A 20,172-nucleotide genomic window follows, 5' to 3' on the forward strand; every position below is an offset into this window, starting at 1 on the left:
GTCCACACGTCGGTGAGAGTGGGGTCGGTAGCGATACCGACCCCATTTTTCGTTAACCATTCCCAGTTCCCACAGCTGAAAACGGTTCGTCCCATTTTCGCCTCATTTCGCGCCGGATAGCCCCGTTGGAGCGTCGGCACCCCCTCCCCGGATTCGCTCTCTTGACCCCTCGCAGCTATGTCACAGGGCATGGACGGAACCAGAATCACTCGCGCAGCCTTGCGCATGGCGACCCCGCTGGCGGCGCTCGCGCTGCTGGGGGCGACAGGCGCAAGCTGGGCACAGGACGCGCAATTCGCGGCGGATAGCAGCGCCACGCGGGTCGTGCCGGAAGCGGCCCAGCCCGCCTTTCAGCCCAGCGAAGCCGCGCATTTCGAGAACGCCTTCGTCCGTTTCGCAGAGCCTGTGGAGCCTTCCCTGCCCGATCACGCAGTGGACATCACCACCATCGAACCCGCTGAGCCAACCGCCACGCCCATCGGCCCCGGCATTGCCAGCTATTACGGCCGCAAGTTCCACGGTCGCCCCACCGCCAGTGGGGAGCGGTTCGACATGAACGCGCTCACCGCTGCGCACAAGACCCTGCCCTTCGGCAGCCGCGTGCGCGTGATCAACCCGCGCACCGGCGCATCCGTGGTGGTGCGCATCAACGATCGCGGGCCTTTCGTGCGGGGCCGCGATATCGACGTGTCGCGCGCTGCGGCAGAGCAGATCGGCATCGTGCGTTCAGGCCATGGCCGGGTTGAGCTGGAACTGCTCGACAGCTAGAGCTCAAGCTCGCTCACATCGCGGAAATTGCCGATCGTGCCCCGCACGAAGGTGTTGAACGCGATGGAGTGGCGGTTTTCCTTCCCCGCATTCGTTTCCACGTAATGGTGTACCGCGCTGGAGAACAGCACCAGGTCGCCCTGCTTCGGCACCACGGCGTTGCGCGTGGCATTATAGATGTTCGTGCGCGCACCATCCACGCTCAGTTCCAGCTGCCGATAGCTGTTGTACCTCTCGAACACCATGTTGCCCGGCGGATCGGGCAGAGGCGCGTAATAGAGCGAGCCGGACACCAGCGAGTTGGAGTGCGTGTGCCCATGCATCCCCACGCCGGGCGGGTTCATCAAGGCCCAGCTCTGCGTCACCTCCAGCCGCTGCGCAATGCCCAGCACTTCTGTCGCAAAGGTTTGCAGGCTGGCATCCACCGCCTCTGCCACGCTGCGCAGTTCCTTGTGGCGGAAAATGTAGAGATCGTCGGAGATGTGGTTCGTCTGGTTCTCTTGCATCTTCAGGCCCTTGATGAAGGCCACCTGCTTTTCGCTGATCGCATCGGCGATGTTGGTGACGAAATAGGGCTCTGCGAACAGCGGTTTGACGGTGAAATCACGCTTTTGCGCGGGTGAGACGGTGGCCATGTGCTTTGCGCTTCCCGATCAGGCTCTGGTTTCTCCTGATACAACCTCATCTCGGCGCGCGATGCAAGAGGGCCGTTTTCCTCTTTTTCAACAAGCAACCGCTGATCGACCAACGACGCAAGCTTCCGACGAACGACTTCTGCGCCCGACGAACGACATGCCCCGCCCGCCGCAGGTCACTCTCCCCGCGCGCACCACCATTCCGCCTGCCCGCTTTCGAAAGCCGCCAGCCGCGCCGCCTCTGCCCGGTGCCAGCCGCGATCATCCAGCCCGCTTCGCGCCTGCGCATCGCCGGGCATGGCCTCCTCCATCAGCGATAGCCGCAGGGACAGGTCCAGATCCCGCCAATCACCGTCCTGCACGCCGCCATCCTGCGCGCCGCCTGCGTCCGCGGTTTCGGGCGCTAATGTGGAACACATGGAACACTGTCCTGGGGCAAAAGCGCCAGAGGCCAAATCCACCTGAAGCTTGCCGCCATGATCGGCCGCTGCCGCCAGCGCCTCCACCGCCGCATCGAAATCATGTTCCCCCAGCAGCGCCTCGTCACAAGTGGCGCAGGCCTCGGCAGCCTGAGCCCGCTTGTCCAGCCGCGCGAGGTGGGCGAGCAGCAGGCGCGCATCATAGCGCCTGCGCGTGGCGACCTCCTCCCCGTGATAGAACACCGTCTCCTCCACCCCGTTAAGAGCGCGGTCGGCCAGCACCTGCTCCGCATGATCCCGCGCGATCACCAATGCTGCATCCCAGCACTTGCGAAAGGCCGGAGACGCCCGCCGCGCACGATAGGCCGTCTGCGGAGAAACCTGCACCGCCCGGCACGCGAGCCTGACATTGCCATGATCGGCCAGCGCCTTGCAGAACGCCGCCTGCTTTGGCGGGGTGAGCAAAGGCACAGGGCCGGTGGATGGCGGCGCATTCAGCGGGCGCAGCGTGACGAGATTGGTGGTGTCGGGAGTGGTGTGAACAATCATGCAAGGCTCCTGCGTGGAGAGCACCGGCCGCGAGGGCGACCGCAAGGCCGAACGACTGCCGCGCCGTTAGCGCGAAAGCCAGGCTAAGCAGACGCGAACGCCGGCGCTTGAGGCTCGAACCGCGCAGGGAGGCATGTTTGTGGGGGTGTAGGGAAATTTGAACCGGAATTTCAAAACAGCAATGTGCAGGGTTGGCGACTGAAGTTCGCGATAAGGTTCTTACTCCGTGCCAAAAACACCCAAAACACTAAATCAGTCAAAATCGCGAAAAAGCGAAAATTTCACGGAAGTAGAAAAACGGGTAAGATCTCTTGCCAATCACCAATTCGAGATCGTCGAGAGTAAAAGTGGTGAGATAGTTTATCTTTCTGCACCTTGGGAAGATAAGTCTATTGCGCTGATTGCCAGCAGAGGCGGTCAAATCAACGATAAACTCTTTGAAGCGCTCGAGTCGGTAAGGTTACCGCCCGAATTTTCAGCAATCTACCATATTAATAAAAAGACGATGGAGATTGCTTGGACAACATATAAGCTGGATAAAACTTCGGAAGAAATTAGGGGTCGAAAGTTTGATTTCAAGCTTAATCGAAAAGTCTATAAGTGCGCGTTCAAGAAATCTTCGGATGAATTGTTGGAGCTGGCCCGCAATGCTGCCTACATGCAGGTTTCGGACACTCGATTTCGCAATCTGCAGTCCTTTTCCATATTTACAAATGACGATGCCCATAAGGATGACAATATTGCGCCTAGGCTCGGGGAACCGTTGTCATTCTTCATCGAAAATTTGGCCGATAACCTTGAAGAATGGTTTAAGGTTGCGAAGCATCTCAATTTTTTCCTTAGATACTACGACCATGAGTCACCACACATTGTAATCCATGATGTCGAGGAAAATAGCAGATACCCTACAAAACGATACATTGAGGACAAATTTCCAAAAAAGATTACAAGTAGAGAATTGAATCCCACATTGTTATCATTTTGGGTGGCATCATATGATCATGATATAACCACAAGATTTCTTCTTTATTATCGAATTCTCGAGTATGTGTCGGGATCTTATCTACAAGCCCAGCAACGACAAGATCTACTAAAGATTCTTAGTTCTCCCACCGCTCAAGATGCGCTCGACCAAACTCTTGATCGCGTAGCGGAGGTTGTGCGCCAAGATAAGATGAGCGAGTATGATCGGTTTGAAAGGATGTTCATCGACCTTATCGACAAGCATAAAATTTGGAGCGAGGCTTGCCAAAACTCTGAATTTTTTATGACGCCGACCGAGTTTGATGGCGGCCTGAAAATTGAGCCAATTCTTACTGACACAAAAAATCATGGCTCTTTCGACAACAACCGGATGAAAGCCCTTGCCGCCAGCTTGAGGAAAATAAGGAATGCTCTTGCTCATGGCGGGGAGCAACAAGCAGGAAATCTCATTCTACCGACGAGTCGGAACTTCGACCTTCTGATTCCTTGGAACCATCTCTCTCTCGTTGCGGCTGGAGAGGCCTTGCTGTATGAGCACCTGGCTTGAAAGTCTTGACATGTAGGAACTTGGAAACCATTTCCACGTAAGACACGAATCAAGAGCAAGTCGTTTTGCGCTGGATTCGCAAAGAGGAGAGCCCAATGAGCACTGGAGCTTAAACCACACAAAGTGAGTTGAAGGGGGGCTTTAGCCCCCCTTTTTTGTGAACATCGATTAGAATGCTTTTCAAAGCCTTACCTCGAGCGAAAGGCGTGAAAATCTCGATGAACACACCTTCCACATCTGCAAGGGCCGCAATGCTCAACACAACAAGATCGAGTTATCTAAAATTTAGCATGTGATCTAATATTTCGGTGTTTCTGAGGCTGTGTTTGACCGCCGAGGTTATGGCCCCTTAGCTACCATAGCCAAACCACCCCTCACCCATAAATCCCCGCACAAGAGCGCGTGATGTCCTGCATCCGTGCAAGGTCGTCCCCCAGGGCGTCGGTGAGTTTCAGGCCGTTGTTGGCGAATTCGGTTTCCATGCACTTGCAGATGTCGGGCGCGCGGGTGGTGTCCAGGTCTTGCTCTATGCGCACTACGCAGCGGGCGACGAAATTGGATTGCAGGTCTGCATCCACGGCCGCGCCGATCTCGTCACTCGCGGTGAAGGAGAATGCGGCCAGAAAGCCCACCACTCCGGCAACAGCGCCAACCAGCAATTTCATCATCGTACCATCACCCGCTTACGGGCTCCTCAAGCCCAGATGTGCGGGCGCAGGTTCGCAGGGACTGGTTAAGATGGGCCTAAGAGATTACTCCGCCGCCTCAAGCTGCGGCAGGCCCAGCATCGGGGCGAGGTACTGGCCGGTGTAGCTGCCCTTCACCTTCGCCACCTGTTCAGGCGTGCCTTGTGCCACGATATCGCCGCCGCGCACGCCGCCCCCGGGGCCAAGGTCCAGCACGTGGTCTGCCGTCTTGATAACGTCCAGATTGTGTTCGATCACCACCACGGAATTGCCCTGGTCCACTAGCCGGTGCAGCACTTCCAGCAGCTTTCGCACATCCTCGAAATGCAGCCCGGTGGTGGGTTCATCGAGGATATACAGCGTCTGGCCGGTGCTGCGCTTGCTGAGCTCCTTCGCCAGTTTCACGCGCTGCGCCTCTCCGCCCGATAGCGTGGTGGCCTGCTGGCCCACCTTGACGTAGCCCAGCCCCACTTCGTTCAGCATGTGCATTTTATCGCGGATGGGGGGCACGGCCTTGAAGAAGCCCTCGGCATCCTCGATCGTCATATCCAGCACGTCGGCGATGGAGTGGCCCTTGAACTTCACCTCCAGCGTTTCGCGGTTGTAGCGCTTGCCGCCGCATTCCTCGCAGGTGACGTAGACATCGGGCAGGAAGTGCATCTCGATCTTGATCAGGCCGTCGCCCTGGCACGCCTCGCACCGGCCGCCCTTCACGTTGAAACTGAAGCGGCCCGGCTTGTATCCGCGCGCCTTGGCTTCGGGCAGGCCTGCAAACCAGTCACGGATATTGGTGAAGGCGCCGGTGTAGGTGGCGGGGTTGCTGCGCGGGGTGCGGCCGATGGGCGACTGGTCGATCTCGATCACCTTGTCGCAATATTCCAGCCCCGTCACCTTGTCATGCGCGCCGGCCACCACGCGGGCGTTGTTCAGCGTGCGCGCGGCGGAGGCATAGAGCGTGTCGATGGTGAAGCTGGACTTGCCGCTGCCCGATACGCCGGTGATGCAGGCAAAGGTGCCCAGCGGAATGCTGGCGGTCACGTTGTTGAGGTTGTTGGCGCGCGCGCCGTGCACCGTCAGCTTCTTGCCATTGCCCTTGCGGCGCTTTGCCGGAACCTCGATCTTGCGGCGGCCGGTCAGGTAATCGGCGGTGAGCGACTTCTTGGATTTCAGCACCTGCTTCAGCGTGCCCTGCGCCACCACTTCGCCGCCGTGCACACCGGCGCCGGGGCCAAGGTCCACCACGTGGTCTGCGGTGCGGATGGCGTCCTCGTCATGCTCCACCACGATCACGGTGTTGCCGAGGTCGCGAAGGCGTTTCAGCGTTTCCAGCAGGCGATCATTGTCACGCTGGTGCAAGCCGATGCTGGGCTCATCCAGCACATACAGCACGCCCGAAAGCCCGCTGCCGATCTGGCTGGCGAGGCGGATGCGCTGGCTTTCCCCGCCGCTCAGCGTGCCGCTGGTGCGATCGAGGTTCAGGTAATCGAGGCCGACGTTGTTGAGGAAGCCAAGCCGCTCCACGATTTCCTTGAGGATGGCCTTGGCGATCTGGTTCTGCGTGTCGGTAAGATGGCCGGGCAATTGCTCAAACCATTTCAGCGCATCGGCCACGGAATAGCGAGTGGGCTGCGAGATATCGGTGGTGCCATTGGGACCGGGGATCTTCACCGCCCGCGCCTTTTCATTCAGGCGCGCGCCGCCGCAGGTTTCGCATGGCTGCGCGGTCTGGAACTTGGAAAGCTCCTCCTGCATCCAAGCGCTTTCGGTTTGCACCAGGCGGCGGTTGAGATTGCCCATCACGCCTTCGAACGGCTTGCTGACGGTGTACTGCTTTCGCCCATCCTTGAAGGTGAGCGGCACGCGCTTGCCCTTCGTGCCGTAGAGGATCACGTCGCGCTGTTCGGGCTTCAATTGGTTCCACGGCGTGGTGAGATCGAAGCCGAATTCCTTGGCCAGCGATCCCAGCACCTGCATGTAATAGGGTGATGGCGGGTTGGACTTGGCCCAGGGCACCACGGCGCCCTTCTTCAAGGTCAGTTCCTCGTTCGGCACCACCAGTTGCGGGTCGAACAGCTGCTTTTCCCCCAGCCCGTCACAGGTGGGGCATGCCCCTTGCGGCGCGTTGAAGGAGAACAGGCGCGGCTCCACCTCCTCGATGGTGAAGCCCGATACCGGACAGGCGAATTTCTCTGAAAACACGATGCGGTTGGCGGGCAGGCCAGCGCCCTTCATCGCGCCGCCGCCCTCTGCGTCATCCTCCCGCCCCGGGACCACGCCATCGGCAAGATCCACGTAAGCCAGCCCTTCGGCCAGTTTCAGCGCGGTTTCGAAACTGTCGGCAAGGCGCGTTTCCAGCCCCTCCTTCACCGCCAGCCGGTCCACCACCACTTCAATGTCGTGCTTGAACTTTTTGTCGAGCGCGGGCGCTTCCTCGATGGCGTACATCTCTCCATCCACGCGCACGCGGGTGAAGCCGGCCTTCTGCCACTCGGCCAGTTCCCGGCGATATTCGCCCTTGCGGCTACGTACCACGGGGGCCAGCAGGTAAAGGCGCGTGCCTTCGGGCAATTCCATCACCCGGTCCACCATGTTGGAAACCGTCTGCGCCTCGATCGGCAGGCCGGTGGCGGGCGAATAGGGCACGCCCACCCGCGCCCACAACAGGCGCATGTAATCGTAGATTTCGGTTACGGTCGCCACGGTGGAGCGCGGGTTGCGACTGGTGGTCTTCTGCTCAATGGAGATGGCAGGCGATAGCCCGTCGATATGCTCCACATCGGGCTTCTGCATCATCTCCAGGAACTGGCGCGCATAGGCCGAAAGGCTCTCGACATAGCGCCGCTGCCCTTCTGCATAGATCGTGTCGAACGCCAGCGAGCTTTTGCCGCTGCCGGAAAGACCGGTGATGACGATCAGGCTGTCGCGCGGAAGATCGATGTCGATCCCCTTGAGGTTATGTTCGCGAGCACCTTTTACGGAGATTTTGGTAAGAGCCATGGCGGGTCACTTGGGGTGTGGTGTGGCAATAGTCCAGTAGGACCGAAGACCATGCCGTGGCGCGGTCCGGCGAAAGTCCCATGTTCACCAAATGTTCGATTTGGTCAACACCCCTGCCACCGCGCGTCGTAACCACGGGAATCACTGTTAATGATGAGGCAGTGTTAACGACAGAACCGTCTGGACGTGCCTGGCGATCCACTTGTGTGCGTTTTGCAGAAATGGGCACCTTTCGTCGTTAACCTGAACCTTACCAATTTCTCAGGCTTGCAGCGCGCAAACCTATGCTGGCCGCCAACTTTCGCGCGATGCCAAGCGGTTGGCCGCATCTCGTAAGTCCCTTCCAGATTGCGGCAATTACGCAATCCAGTTCGATTTCGCGTCCGCCTGCCATCAACCTCGCCCCGATAAAATGCAGTCATCACAATGATTTGGACGGATGGGATAGAGAAGGAAGCGACATGCAGAATACTCAGACAAAGATCTTTCGAGCGACAATGCTGGCAAGCGCGGCAGTAGCCGGAACGATGGCTCCCGCCCTTTCCAGGCCAGCCCATGCACAGGCGTTGCAGCCTGTTGTTGACGTCTGCACCGGAATTTCACTGGACGATTCCCTCCTCAGGGATGTGCTGGCGACCACCGTGGTGCCCACCGCCACCGGCGTAGAGAGGCTTTATGACGAGTTGCTCGATCTTGAACTGGTCATCGGCATTGGCACGATTGACCTGCTGGATATTCCCGACGTGGATCTGGGTATTGCGCAGACCACGGCTGCACTCGCTGCCGGTGATCCGGTTTCGCTGCAGGTGCTGGATACGGACGGCAACATTATCTCTCCGGGTGACTGCAATATCACGTCTGACGGCTATACGCTGAATGATGCCGCTGGCCTTGCCATCGGTGGCAACCAGATCACCGGCCTTGGCGACGGGCTGATTGCCTCTGCCGCGGAAGTTGATGCCATCGCGCTGGGTAACAATGCCAGCACCTCTGCCGGCGCGACCGGCGCTGTTGCTCTTGGCACGGATGCCAGCGCCACTGCGGCCAACAGCGTGGCCCTGGGCGCAGGATCGATTGCCAGCCGCGGCGCGCAGACCGGCTATAGCGCGCCGTTGATGACCGGCACCTTCGATTCCGTAGGCTCGGTTTCCGTGGGTGCGCCCGGCGCATTGCGACAGATTACCAATGTCGCCCCCGGCTCCGAAATGACCGATGCGGCCACCGTGGGACAGGTGCAGGCAGCGATAGACGGCGTGAACGGCGCAATTGCCAATGCCGTGCAATATGATGATGCAACGCAGGCAGACATCACGCTGGGCGGCGTTGGCGGCACCACCATCGCCAATCTGGCTGATGGGGAATTGAGCGCCACGTCTGACGAGGCCGTCAACGGCTCGCAACTGTTCGCCACCAATACGCAGGTCGATGCCAACACCGGCGCAATCGGCACGCTGCAAACCGATGTGGCGGACAATGCCGCCGATATCGCCGTGAACGCGGGCGACATTGCGCAATTGCAGGATACGGCCGTCCAGTATGACGATGCCAGCCAGACCAGCGTGACGCTGGGCGGTGCTGGCGGCACCACCGTCACCAATGTGGCGGCAGGTGCGCTGAATGCAGGGTCCAGCGATGCTGTAAACGGGTCGCAACTTTTTGCCACCAATACGCAGGTCGATGCCAATACGATCGCCATCCAGGCCAATTCCGATGCGATCACGGCCATCAGCGTCACCGGCGATCCGCTTGGCGTGGCCTATGACGATGCCACACGCACCAGCGTCACCTTTGACGGCCCGGACGGCACGCTGCTGGCCAATGTTGCCGATGGCGAAGTCAGCGCCACGTCTGATGAAGCGGTGAACGGCAGCCAGCTGTTCGCCACCAATCAGGCGGTTGACGATCTGGATGGCCGGGTCACCACCAATGAAGGCGATATCGCCAATATCGACGCAAGGCTGATCGTGGCAGAAGGCGACATTCTGGATCTGGATGCCCGCGTAACGGTGAACGAGGGCGATATTGCCACCAACACGACTGATATCGCCAATCTCGATAACCGCGTCACCATCAACGAAACCGACATTGCCAATATCGACGATCGCGTGACGGTGAATGAGGGCGATATTGCCGGCAACACCACGGCCATCGCCAACATGGATACGCGCGTCACCGTGAACACCACCGCGATTACCCAGGTGCAGGAGGAGCTGGCCAACGTGCCCGTGGGCTATGTCAGCGATACCGATCCCTCCATGCAGAGCGACACTCCCACCAGCACCGCCGCATTCATGGGCGCGGGCGGTGGCAGCGTGCGGGTCACCAATGTGGCAGCAGGCAATGTCGCCGCCGGGTCCAGCGATGCGGTGAACGGTTCGCAGCTTGCTGCCACCAATTCCGCCGTGGCTGCCAACCGCACCGATATCGATCAGAACACCGCCGATATCACCACCATCAACAACAATCTGGCCGGCAGCACCGTGGTGGCGATCCAGTATTCGGACCCTGCCAACCCGACAGTCAGCAATGGCGGCACGATCACGCAGGACGTGGCCTTCGTGGGTGCGGACGGCGGACTGCCGGTGCGCGTTCACAACGTGGCCAATGGCACGCTGGCAAATGATGCGGTGAACCTTGGCCAGTTGCAGTCCGGCCTGGCGGACGCGATGGCAGGTTCCATGGCCTACACCGATCAGCGTTTTGACACACTGAGCAGCGGTCTGGACCAGCTTGCCTTCAACCTCGATGAACTGCGCGACGATGCGTTCTCCGGCACGGCAAGCGCCATGGCGCTGGCCGGTATCCCGCAGACGATGGGCTCAGGTCGCACGATGTTGGGCGGCGGTGTCGGCCATTATCGTGGGCGCACGGCCTTTGCGATCGGCATCTCCACCACGTTCAGCGATGGTGACGGCGTCATCAAGGCTGGCGGCACGATGGATGAAGACGGTCACGGCGGCTTCAGCGCCGGTGCCGGGTTCAGTTTCTGATCTGAAGACATAGTCAAGCCCCTCTCTCATGGGCAAACTCCAGGGGTTGTGGCGAGGTTTAAAAAGCCTCGCCGCAGCCCCCTTTTTTCGTTGCTGGCAGGACTGGACGCGGCGGATCGCAATTGCCATCTGCACGTGCATGCGCCGGCTTTTCATCGCCCTTCGCCCGCCAGCAGATGTGGCAGAGGCCCTGCTCGATACGATGGAGGGCATCTCCGGCGCGCGCTGGCAGGATGCGGACAATCTTCACATTACCCTGCGCTTCATCGGATCGGTGGATCGCCACATGGAAGCGGACGTGGAAACCGCGCTGGAGAGCATCACCTTCGCACCGTTTGACATCGCAATATCCGGCGTCGGCCATTTCGAGGGGAGCCGGCGTCCCAACGCCATCTGGGCGAAAATCACGCCAACGCCGCAACTGGAAGAGCTGCAGATGCGGGTGGAGATGGCCTGCCGCCGCGCCGGGCTGCCGCCCGAAACGCGCAAATTCGTGCCTCATATCACCCTCGCCCGCCTCAATTCAGGTAGCGGCATGATTACAGACTGGCTGCATCGTCACGGCACGTTGGCGCTCGGCCCATGGCAGGCAAATGGCTTTTCCTTGTACGAAAGTGACCTGACGCCCAACGGTGCATTATATTCCGAAGTTACAAAATTCCCGTAGCTTATCCCAAGCTTTGTGAAAGTTTCGGAACTTCGCGCGCCAAAGACTCGGAATCTCCACCACCCCACCAAGCGAGTGCATGGCGGGACGAAGCGTGGACCGACTATCCCTGCCGCCCGTTGATAGGGTGAAACGATACTTGGCAGACCAGCGCCAGAACACGACCGGCAGCGGGTCTCCACAAAAAGACAGGATTTTTATGTCAACCGGGGCAAAGTTAGAGTCACCCATCGAGACAGAAGCCATACCCGTGCGCTCCGACCCGCGCGATGGCTCCACCCACCCTCCAAGTCCAAACCCGAAAAAGGCTGAGCGCAGCGACGAGTTGCGCCCGGCCTTAAGCTGGATGCGCGGACAGATGGTGCAAGAGCTGGTCAAACGTTTGCGTCGCAAACATCGCAGCAAGATCGGCGCAGAACTGCGTGGCCGGATGCGCAAGCGCAAAACCGCCCTCGCAATGTCCGCCGCCGTCATGGGCCTCAGCACAGGCGCTTCAGACATTTCTGCCTTTGACCCGCGATATTCGATTTCCTTGATGGATCTCGATCCGACAGAGCAACGCGTCCATGCGATGGACCTTCGGGTGAGTGAGACCATGAAGGAAGCACTCGCCGAGGAAGAAGGTGTGCGCCTGGTGGTTTATCGCGATGTCGCCGGTTACCCCACCGTGGGCGTTGGCCACCTGATCACTCCGCAAGACGGGCTGTCGGTTGGTGATCGCATCACCTACGAACAGGCAATCGCGTTTCTGGAAAGCGATCTGGAAAAGGCTGAGAAAGGCGTAAAGCGCTTGGTCGGCGACTTGCCGATCTACCAGCATGAATTCGATGCGCTGGTGGACCTCGTTTACAACGTTGGCGAAGGCAATGTGTCCGAGAGCCAGAGCCCGCGCTTGAACCGCGCCATCGCCAATGCCGATTATGACAGCATTGCCGAACAGTTGGAATACACCACCGCGGCAGGCAAGGTAGCGCGCGGATTGCAATATCGCAGTGAGCGCAGGCAATCGATCTTCATGGAAGCATCCTACGAAGATCCGCGTGCGGTAGAGGTCGATAAGGCTGGCAGGATCAGCGCCTGACGTTAAAGGCCAATTCCGCCTTTCCCGAATTTGTCTGCCCCAAATAAATTTGACGAAGTATGACCCGTCTATCACGCCAATATAGTTCAAGACCCGCTCCGGCCTGTATCGTTGCCGCGCTGGCGGGTCTTGTCATGCTTGGCGCATGCTCTGCCGAGGAGCCCATGCCGCTGGACACCACGGGAGAGCTTGAAATTCCCGCGCAGGCCGGATCGGCTGCGGTGGAGGCGGATCGTGATTGCCTGCTGGTGGTGTGGGACCAGCAAATCACGCCCAACCGCAATTTTGACCGCGCGAACGATCTTGCCGAAGGCGGTCTTATCTCCTGCGCCACCGGCACCAGTGCCAGCCAGTATGAGGAGGCGCTTGCCGCCTTGCGCGCGGCTGCTTCTGGCGATGATCGCAACGCCTTGCTTGGCGAGCTGAACATTCCGTTGCTGTTTATCGACGCCAATGGAGAGCGGCGGGATCTGATGGAGACCGATCTTGCCGATCAGGAATTTGACGAGGTGTTCTCGCCAGAAATGCTGGCGCTGATGCGCAGCCTGGACTTGGCAGAGATGACCGTCGTGCCGGAACAGGGTGGCTTTTTCGAACTCGGAGCAATCTGGCTCAGCCCCGGCGAGCCCGGAGGACGACCGCGCCTCGTCACCGTCAATCGGCAGGCGCTGGCAGAAGCTGCGGCCAACTCCCTGCCCAGCGGCACAGAAAACGCCGCGCAGGCACCGGAAACCTCCTCCTGACAACAACGTTCAGGCTCTTGGCAGACAAATTCGTTACGAGTAAGCACCAAGTTTCACTAGCAACCAAGTAAGGTCCGCGAGTCTGGGCCTTCCATCCTCATTTCAAGGAAGAGACGCCCGAATGCGCAAATCCACCCTTCTCGCCACCACCATGATCGCTGCACTTGCCAGCGCCTGCACCACGATGGAGGATGGCGAGATGACCACCACCGCACAATTGCCCGACACTGCCGAATACAATCCGGAAATCCCCGAAGCGACCAGCGTCTTTGCAGAGCTTTCACCGCTGTATATGCATGCCCCGCAGTTCGATCAGATCCAGGACAGCAAGTGGCAGGGCATCATCGAGGAAGCCATCGCGATCCAGCTGGCCGAGATGGAGGCGATCGCCGGCAATCCCAACCCGCCCACCTTCGCCAATACGGTGGTGGAAATGGAACGCTCCGGCCAGGTCTTCGCCCGCGCCTATGGCGCTTTCAGCCAGGTCGTTTCCGCCAATATCAACGATACCATCGCCGCCACAGACGAGGCACTGGCCCCGCAGGTTGCCGCGATGAACGACAGCATCTACCTCAATCCCAAGCTGTTTGCGCGGGTGAAGGCGGTGTATGACAATCGCGCCGCCATGGCGATGACGCCTGAGGACGCGATGCTGCTGGAAACCTATTATGCCGATTTCGTGCATAGCGGCGCGGAACTGGGCGATGCGCAGCAGGCTGAACTTCGCCAGATCAACGAGCGGTTGTCCTCGCTCTCCGCGCAGATTTCGCAGCGCATCACCACTGGGCAGAACAATGCCGCGATTTTCGTGAATGATCGCGCCATGCTGTCCGGCCTTTCCGATGGCCAGATCGAAGCCGCAGCCGCCGCTGCCGCTGAAAAGGGCCGTGATGGTGAATTCATGCTGTCCGTCAGCAATACTACCGGCGTCCCGCAGCTGGAACAGCTGGACAATCGCGACGTGCGTGAACAGCTTTTCCGCGCCAGCATCAATCGCAACCAGTCGGGTGAAGCTTCCACGCTGCCCCTGATCCAGGAAGTGATCGGCCTGCGCAATCGCCGCGCGCAACTGTTCGGAGAGCCGAGCCACGCCGCATGGCAGATGTATGATCGCATGGTTTCAGATCCCGCGATGGCAATCGAGTTCATGGCTGAAATGGTGCCCGCCCTGCGCGCAACGCAGGAACGCGAAGCTGCCGTGTTGCAGCAGCGGATCGAGCAGGACGGCGAGACCTTCACCCTCGCCCCGTGGGACTGGCAGTATTACGCCAGCAAGGTTCGTCAGGAGCGCTACGCCCTCGATAATGAGGAGATCAAGCAGTACTTCGTGGTCGATAATGTGCTGGAAGACGGCGTGTTCTACATGGCCGGCCAGCTTTACGGCCTGACCTTCGAAGAGCGTGACGACATCCCCACTTATCACCCCGATGTGAAGGTCTACACGGTCTTCCACGATGGGGAGCCGAAGGCGCTGTTCTACTTCGATCCCTTCAGCCGCGATTCCAAGCGTGGCGGCGCATGGATGAGCAACTTCATCGAGCAGAGCCATCTTCTGGGCCTGAAGCCCGTGGTCACCAACACGCAGAACATCGCCCCGCCGGCAGAGGGCCAGCCAGCTCTCGCCACATGGGATGATGTGACGACGATGTTCCACGAATTTGGCCACGCGCTGCACGGCATTTTTGCCGATCAGGAATATCCGTCGCTTTCGGGCACCAACACCGCGCGCGACTGGGTGGAATTCCCCAGCCAGTTCCACGAGAATTTCGCCGCAGTGCCCGAAGTGCTGCAGCGCTATGCCCGCCACCACGAAACCGGCGAGGTCATCCCTGACGAGCTGATCCAGGCCATCGACCGTTCCAGCAAGTTCAACCAGGGCCACAGCTTTGGCGAAGTGCTGGCCGCATCGCTGATGGATATGGAATGGCACTCGATGGACCCTGCATCCGGCGCACCTGCCGACGTGATGGCCTTTGAGGCCGCCGCGCAGGAACGGATCGGCCTGCGCAGCGATCTGGTGCCGCCGCGCTATCGCACGCCGTACTTCCGCCACATCTTCGAGCATGGCTATGATGCAGGCTATTACGCCTACACCTGGACCGAAATGCTGCACCACGATGCCTACAGCTACGTTGTTGAGAACGGCGGCATGACCCGTGAAATGGGCGATCACATCGTGAACACCTTCCTCGGCCAGGGTCACTCCAAGACCTACGAGCAGATGTTCCGCGACTTCACCGGCCGCGATCCGCGTGTCGAGCCGCTGCTGGAAGCACGCGGCCTGATCCCGGCGGATGACGATGTGGAAGGTGTTGACGGCGCAGAGGGTGCCGTCTGACCTTGCAGATGTAAGACAAACAGGGGCCGTCGGAGCGATCCGGCGGCCCCTTTTTTGTCAGAGCTTGCCTCTCAGGCGAAGCGACCGCGTGTTCAGCTGCGCCAAGTCAGACTTGCCCGCAATTGCCTCCTCTCCCAGTGCGATGGCCTTGCGCAGGAGTTCCTCGGGAGCGTTGCGATAGGCGGGCGATGCGATTTCCTCGCGCCAAGGCCGCCCGCAGGTATTGTCCAGCAGGATGCGCTGAAAGCAGTGGTCAAGGTGCACAGGCCAGCCGCGCTGCCTTGCAATCGCGGGCATTTCCTTCCGCGTCAGGGCGAACCAGCACGCTTCCAAGGCCTCCCGCTGGCTCATGATTGTGTCACTAACGCCCGCTCTCCCGCTTGGCCCAGCCAGCGCGCATCGACGGACCACACGCGCGCAATTGTCTCTGCATCCAGTGTGTCCTCAGGCTTTCCGTCGGCAGCCAGCCGCCCCTTGTCCAGCACCAGCACCCGGTCCGCATGGTTCATCGCAACCGCCAGATCATGCACCACCAGCACCACGCCCGCGCCTTGTCGCGCCTGAGCGCGCAGCACTTTCAGGAGGTTCAACTGGTGCGACAGGTCCAGCGCGGCCAGCGGCTCATCGGCGAGAATCCAGCGAGGGGTCCCGGCCAGCACGCGGGCCAGCAGGGCGCGCGCTTTTTCACCGCCAGACAGGGTTGAAACCGGGCGCGCGGCGAAATCGGACATATCGGTAGCCGCTAGGGCGCTGGCGATGGCGAACTTGCCCGCATCGCCATGCGGCAGACGGCCCAGCGCCGCTAGGCTGGCGACGGAGACATCCCACGCCACCTCCCCCGATTGCGGCAGATAGCCGATCGCCTGCGCCCGTTTGCGGGGCGGGAGGGCGGACAGGGGATCGCGGTCCAGCAGCACCTCCCCCGCGTCCACATCCAGCAAACCTGCCAGTGCGGCGAGAAGGGTGGATTTGCCTGCGCCGTTCGGCCCGCATATGGCAATGATCTCACCCTGTTGCAGGGCCGTGGTGATTGCCTCCAGCCGATTGGCGATGGTGATCCCGCGCACTTCCAGCGTCATGCCAGCCCCCTTCGCATACGCAGCAGCAGCATCAGGAAAAACGGCCCACCGATCAGCGACAGCGCAATGCCGAGGCGCAGCTCCGTCACCAGCGGCAGGATGCGGCACACCACATCGGCCACCAGCACAAGCAGCGCGCCCGCAAGCGCGCTGGGCACGATCACGCTGGAGGGCCGCTTGTCCGTCAGCGGGCGCACCAGATGTGGCACAATCAGGCCGACGAAGCCGATGATCCCCGCCACCGCCACGCCGCTGCCCACGGTAAGGCCCGTGCCAAGCACCAGCAGCGCCATCAATCGCCCCGGCCGCACACCCAGGGACCGCGCGGCATCCTCCCCCAGTGTCATCGCATCAAGATCGCGCCCGGCCAGCCACAGCAAGAGCATACCTGCCAGCGTGAGCGGCGCGGCCAGCATTACATCGGCCCAGCTGCGATCCGTCAGCGCGCCCATCAGCCAGGTCACGATGCTGCTCATGGCAAAGGCATTGGGTGCAAGGCTGATCGCCAGCGATGTGAGCGCGCCTGCGAGGCTGGCGATCATCATGCCCGCCAGCGTGAACAGTGCAATGCCGTGCGCCGGGTTTGCCGTGCGCCCCGCGATCAGCGCCAGCAGCGCCATCGCTCCGCCCGCGCCGATCAGGGCGAACAGCGGCAGCAGGATGGCGCTCGCCACTCCCAGGTAAAGCGCAATTACAGCGCCCAGCGCCGCGCCGGGCGCGATGCCGAACAGTCCGGGATCGGCCAGCGGATTGCGCAGGTAACCCTGCATCGCCGCACCCGCTGCACCCAGCCCGCCGCCCACCACCAGCGCCAGCACCGCGCGCGGCAGGCGCAATTCGGCAAGGATAGGAATGGCATTGGGCGTGACAGCGGGATCGACCCAGACGCGCCCCGCCAGCAGCGAGAGCGGCACCACGACCACCAGCAGTGCGATCAAGATGAGGTTGGCCCGCGTCATCCCACGGCCCGCCTGATTTCGCCCAGCCGCTCCAAGGCGCGCGGGATCGTGGGGCCTCCACAATACAGCAGCGTTGGGTCGAGCTCGAACCGCACCGTATCGCTGGCCATATCCATCGCCGGGTGGTCCGCCGCGCGCTCCTTCGCCGTGGCAATCACGACTTGCGGAGGATCGGCCAGCACGCGTTCCAGCGGCAGATAGGCGCCCTGCCCCATGCCGCGCGCGGCGGAATGGCTGGCGAAGCCCGCCTGCGCCAGAAGCTTGTGCGCCAGCGATGTCTCGCCCGGCACGATCCCGCCCTGCTGCCACAGCAATGCGGAAACAGGCCTCCCGTCCCATCGGTGCGCAGCCCAACTTTCCGCAATCTGGCGGGAAAGCGCATCGGCGCGGGGCGCATTGCCGGTCACCGCGCCCAGCGCTTCGATCTGCGCGAGGCTATCCTCCAGCGATCCTGCCATCCCCACGCTTTCCACCACGATGCCAGCCTGTTCCAGCGCCCGGCGGGTAGCGGGCGGAATATAGGCATCGGCCACCACCATATCGGGCGCCAGCGCCAGCACCTCCTCCGCCGTGCCGCCCGTGGTGGCAAAACGCGCCGCTTCGGCAGCGAGCATGGAACTGGCCGCGGGATCGTGGCTGTAGTGCGATATGGCCAGCAATTGCCCCGGCGCGGCGATTTCCGCGAGAATGGCATCGGCGCAGGGGTTTAGGCTGACGATAGTAGGCTGGCCGCTGGCAATGCTTTCGGGCTGGCTGCCGGAACATGCAGTCAACACCATCGCAAGGGCAGCGGCCAGCCTCACAATATCTGCACTACAGCGCCAGCCGCGCGCCGATATGCGCGCCTCTCCCGGCCGTGCCATAGCCGGCAGCGGTCTGGTATTCCTCGTCCCACAGGTTTTCGATCCTGCCGAAAAGCTGCACCCGCTCACTCACATCCCAGCTGCCGCGCAGGGTGAAGGTTTCATAACCATCCAGCCGCACAGAGTTGAAAGCGTCATCGAAACTGCCTGAAACGATCCGCAAATCCGCACCCAGCATCACCGTTTCAACCGGCCGCAGTTCAGCCGTGACGGTGGCCGCATGGCGCGGGCGGCGGGCCAGCATCAGGCCGGTGTCGCGGTTTTCCGCATCGGTGAAAGCATAAAGCGCGCCCAGCGTGACGGTATCGGCAGGCCGCGCCCACAATTCTGCCTCCACCCCGCGGGCGCGGGAGCGGGTGATGTTGTCATACGTGCCGAAGGGGCGATTGGTGCAGATGCCATCCGTCCTGCCGAAACAGCTGGCGAATTCGATCTGATTGTCGGTGTTGCGCTGAAACAGCGTAACCGCGCCATAGACAGGCCGCCGATCCATCGTGCGCTCACCATAGGCAAGGCCCAGGTCAAAGCTGGTGCTCTGCTCCGGGTCCAGCGTCAGATTGCCGTAATCGGAATAAAGCTGAAACAGGGTGGGCGCCTTGAACCCCTCCCCCACGCTGGCGCGCACGCGCCAGCCGGGTGAAACCTCGTAACTGGCGTCCGCTCCAAAGCTGACCGCCGTGCCGAAATCGGCGTGATCGTCCACCCGCAAGCCGATGTGGCCGGAAATGGCGTTCCATTCGATGCCGCCCTGCACATAGGCGCCCGTGCTGCGCGTATCCTCGCCCACGTCGAACAGCGTTTCATAGCTGGTCCATTCGTTCTCCGCCCCGAAATGCAGCAGCAGTGGGCCGATGGGCCGCCATTCACCGCGCAGTTCCAGCCTGTCTGACCGGCCCTTGCTGGTGAAGGTTTGCGCGCCGCTGCCAGCCAGATTGTCCCGATCGGTATCGGCAAAGCTGTAGGCGGCAGAAACGAACAAAGAGCCTGTATCATACACAGCGCCGGTGGAGCCGGTGAGCTGGCGGGTTTCCTGCACATCATCCGTATCGGCCAGGGTGAAGGTGGGCGCGGGGAAGCCATCGATATCAAGCTCCCCTTCTGCATAGCGGCTGCGGGCGAACACTTCGAACCTGTCGCTGAGATAATAGCGCGCGTGGCCGTTCAGCGCCCATTGGTGGAAGCCGTCAGCCTCCGTGCCGGCCTCTGCGGCAGAGAAACCGTCGGTGGAAAACCACGTGCCGGACAGGCCCAGAAACCCTGTTTCGGCGTCGGACAGCCCGCCCGAAACCACCGTGCTGAAGGTGTCGCGCGCGCCATATTCGGCGCTGGCGCGAAGCCCGCTTTGCGCGCGGGTGGATGCCACCACCACGCCGCCAATCGCATCGGAGCCCCAGATGGTGGAGTTTGAGCCGCGCAGGATTTCCAGCTTGTCCAGATCCAGCGACAGCAGATTGCCATAATCGAACCCGCCCGATGGCGCGGCCACATCGGCCACGCGCACCCCGTCTATCACGGTAAGCACCTGTTCTGCCTGGCTGCCGCGAATGCGCACGGCGGTAAAGCTGCCGATGCCGCCGTTGCGGCTGATGGTTACGCCGGGCGCGCGTTCCAGAATGCGCGTCAGGTCCGCGCCCTGCACGGCCTCTATTTCTTCCATGCCGATCACGGTCACGGCTTGGCCGGTATCCTCCACCTCGATCCGGGTGCCGGTGGCGGTAACGGTGATGGCGGCCTCGTCCTGAGCCAGCGCGGGCGTGGCCACAGCAGCAAGAGAAACACCGAGAAACAAATATTTATGCACAAAACCTCCTGTCAAAAGCGAAACGTCGCTTGTGACGGAGGGAGCGCCGGAAACGGCACTCTCCCG

At 61.1% G+C, this 20,172-nt stretch carries 16 protein-coding genes; 7 read left to right on the forward strand and 9 right to left on the reverse strand.

Annotated features, from left to right (window positions below):
* The first annotated feature begins 189 nt into the window (after nt 1-189).
* On the forward strand, nt 190-768 hold the full coding sequence (locus tag GRF63_RS10610; protein ID WP_160485967.1) for a septal ring lytic transglycosylase RlpA family protein: 579 nt from the start codon (nt 190-192) through the stop codon (nt 766-768).
* Here GRF63_RS10610 and GRF63_RS10615 read toward each other — a convergent pair.
* Both GRF63_RS10615 and GRF63_RS16405 read right to left on the reverse strand, forming a co-directional pair.
* Complete coding sequence (locus GRF63_RS10615; protein ID WP_160485968.1) at nt 765-1,403, reverse strand: putative 2OG-Fe(II) oxygenase; 639 nt, start codon at nt 1,401-1,403, stop codon at nt 765-767. The genes GRF63_RS10610 and GRF63_RS10615 overlap by 4 nt on opposite strands.
* Before the next feature lie 176 nt (nt 1,404-1,579).
* The gene (locus tag GRF63_RS16405) at nt 1,580-2,371 is read right to left on the reverse strand and encodes a hypothetical protein (RefSeq protein ID WP_202131674.1); all 792 of its coding nucleotides are present in this window, start codon (nt 2,369-2,371) and stop codon (nt 1,580-1,582) included.
* A gap of 226 nt (nt 2,372-2,597) precedes the next feature.
* Between GRF63_RS16405 and GRF63_RS10625 the strand changes: the two genes are divergently transcribed.
* Nucleotides 2,598-3,902, forward strand: a complete 1,305-nt coding sequence (locus GRF63_RS10625; RefSeq protein WP_160485969.1) for a hypothetical protein — start codon at nt 2,598-2,600, stop codon at nt 3,900-3,902.
* Nucleotides 3,903-4,276: 374 nt separating this feature from the next.
* Here the strand turns inward: GRF63_RS10625 and GRF63_RS10630 are convergent, their stop codons facing one another.
* Both GRF63_RS10630 and uvrA read right to left on the reverse strand, forming a co-directional pair.
* The gene (locus GRF63_RS10630) at nt 4,277-4,570 is read right to left on the reverse strand and encodes a hypothetical protein (RefSeq protein WP_160485970.1); all 294 of its coding nucleotides are present in this window, start codon (nt 4,568-4,570) and stop codon (nt 4,277-4,279) included.
* Between the two features lie 84 nt (nt 4,571-4,654).
* Complete coding sequence (uvrA, locus tag GRF63_RS10635) at nt 4,655-7,585, reverse strand: excinuclease ABC subunit UvrA (protein WP_160485971.1); 2,931 nt, start codon at nt 7,583-7,585, stop codon at nt 4,655-4,657.
* 461 nt (nt 7,586-8,046) lie between these two features.
* Here uvrA and GRF63_RS10640 point away from each other — a divergent pair, with 461 nt between their 5' ends.
* The 5 genes from GRF63_RS10640 to GRF63_RS10660 all read left to right on the forward strand — a co-directional run bounded on the left by GRF63_RS10640 (nt 8,047) and on the right by GRF63_RS10660 (nt 15,404).
* Complete coding sequence (locus GRF63_RS10640; RefSeq protein WP_160485972.1) at nt 8,047-10,575, forward strand: YadA family autotransporter adhesin; 2,529 nt, start codon at nt 8,047-8,049, stop codon at nt 10,573-10,575.
* 139 nt (nt 10,576-10,714) lie between these two features.
* Complete coding sequence (thpR, locus tag GRF63_RS10645) at nt 10,715-11,242, forward strand: RNA 2',3'-cyclic phosphodiesterase (RefSeq protein ID WP_160485973.1); 528 nt, start codon at nt 10,715-10,717, stop codon at nt 11,240-11,242.
* Between the two features lie 199 nt (nt 11,243-11,441).
* Nucleotides 11,442-12,323, forward strand: a complete 882-nt coding sequence (locus GRF63_RS10650) for a lysozyme (RefSeq protein ID WP_237392414.1) — start codon at nt 11,442-11,444, stop codon at nt 12,321-12,323.
* Between the two features lie 59 nt (nt 12,324-12,382).
* Nucleotides 12,383-13,066, forward strand: a complete 684-nt coding sequence (locus GRF63_RS10655; protein ID WP_202131675.1) for a hypothetical protein — start codon at nt 12,383-12,385, stop codon at nt 13,064-13,066.
* A gap of 121 nt (nt 13,067-13,187) precedes the next feature.
* Complete coding sequence (locus GRF63_RS10660) at nt 13,188-15,404, forward strand: M3 family metallopeptidase (protein ID WP_160485974.1); 2,217 nt, start codon at nt 13,188-13,190, stop codon at nt 15,402-15,404.
* Nucleotides 15,405-15,461: 57 nt separating this feature from the next.
* Here GRF63_RS10660 and GRF63_RS10665 read toward each other — a convergent pair whose 3' ends face one another.
* From GRF63_RS10665 to GRF63_RS10685, 5 genes are read right to left on the reverse strand one after another with little or no spacing between them, the layout of a single operon-like run.
* A complete protein-coding gene (locus GRF63_RS10665) occupies nt 15,462-15,755 on the reverse strand; it encodes a GCN5-related N-acetyltransferase (protein ID WP_160485975.1) in 294 nt (97 codons plus the stop codon).
* Nucleotides 15,752-16,483, reverse strand: coding sequence for an ABC transporter ATP-binding protein (locus GRF63_RS10670; RefSeq protein ID WP_160485976.1), 732 nt, complete (start codon nt 16,481-16,483; stop codon nt 15,752-15,754). The genes GRF63_RS10665 and GRF63_RS10670 overlap by 4 nt, the downstream gene beginning before the upstream one ends.
* Nucleotides 16,480-17,442 carry a FecCD family ABC transporter permease gene (locus GRF63_RS10675; RefSeq protein ID WP_160485977.1) on the reverse strand — a complete coding sequence of 321 codons (963 nt, stop codon included), beginning with the start codon at nt 17,440-17,442 and terminating at the stop codon, nt 16,480-16,482. The genes GRF63_RS10670 and GRF63_RS10675 overlap by 4 nt, the downstream gene beginning before the upstream one ends.
* Nucleotides 17,439-18,245 (reverse strand): ABC transporter substrate-binding protein, encoded by an 807-nt coding sequence (locus GRF63_RS10680; protein WP_337189651.1) that lies wholly within the window; start codon nt 18,243-18,245, stop codon nt 17,439-17,441. The genes GRF63_RS10675 and GRF63_RS10680 overlap by 4 nt, the downstream gene beginning before the upstream one ends.
* Before the next feature lie 10 nt (nt 18,246-18,255).
* Nucleotides 18,256-20,106: a TonB-dependent receptor domain-containing protein gene (locus tag GRF63_RS10685; protein WP_160485978.1), complete on the reverse strand. Its 1,851-nt coding sequence runs from the start codon at nt 20,104-20,106 to the stop codon at nt 18,256-18,258.
* Nucleotides 20,107-20,172 lie beyond the last annotated feature (66 nt).

The organism is Aurantiacibacter rhizosphaerae (assembly GCF_009807005.1).
Lineage (GTDB): Bacteria > Pseudomonadota > Alphaproteobacteria > Sphingomonadales > Sphingomonadaceae > Alteraurantiacibacter > Alteraurantiacibacter rhizosphaerae.

Bases quoted from the DNA above. Each gene is read 5' to 3' on its own strand.
- thpR (WP_160485973.1), top strand. From the start codon at position 10,715: ATGCGCCGGCTTTTCATCGCCCTTCGCCCGCCAGCAGATGTGGCAGAG.
- GRF63_RS10670 (WP_160485976.1), bottom strand. From the start codon at position 16,483: ATGACGCTGGAAGTGCGCGGGATCACCATCGCCAATCGGCTGGAGGCA.
- GRF63_RS10675 (WP_160485977.1), bottom strand. From the start codon at position 17,442: ATGACGCGGGCCAACCTCATCTTGATCGCACTGCTGGTGGTCGTGGTG.
- GRF63_RS10655 (WP_202131675.1), top strand. From the start codon at position 12,383: ATGACCCGTCTATCACGCCAATATAGTTCAAGACCCGCTCCGGCCTGT.
- GRF63_RS10615 (WP_160485968.1), bottom strand. From the start codon at position 1,403: ATGGCCACCGTCTCACCCGCGCAAAAGCGTGATTTCACCGTCAAACCG.
- GRF63_RS10630 (WP_160485970.1), bottom strand. From the start codon at position 4,570: ATGATGAAATTGCTGGTTGGCGCTGTTGCCGGAGTGGTGGGCTTTCTG.
- GRF63_RS10610 (WP_160485967.1), top strand. From the start codon at position 190: ATGGACGGAACCAGAATCACTCGCGCAGCCTTGCGCATGGCGACCCCG.
- uvrA (WP_160485971.1), bottom strand. From the start codon at position 7,585: ATGGCTCTTACCAAAATCTCCGTAAAAGGTGCTCGCGAACATAACCTC.
- GRF63_RS10640 (WP_160485972.1), top strand. From the start codon at position 8,047: ATGCAGAATACTCAGACAAAGATCTTTCGAGCGACAATGCTGGCAAGC.
- GRF63_RS16405 (WP_202131674.1), bottom strand. From the start codon at position 2,371: ATGATTGTTCACACCACTCCCGACACCACCAATCTCGTCACGCTGCGC.
- GRF63_RS10650 (WP_237392414.1), top strand. From the start codon at position 11,442: ATGTCAACCGGGGCAAAGTTAGAGTCACCCATCGAGACAGAAGCCATA.
- GRF63_RS10665 (WP_160485975.1), bottom strand. From the start codon at position 15,755: ATGAGCCAGCGGGAGGCCTTGGAAGCGTGCTGGTTCGCCCTGACGCGG.
- GRF63_RS10660 (WP_160485974.1), top strand. From the start codon at position 13,188: ATGCGCAAATCCACCCTTCTCGCCACCACCATGATCGCTGCACTTGCC.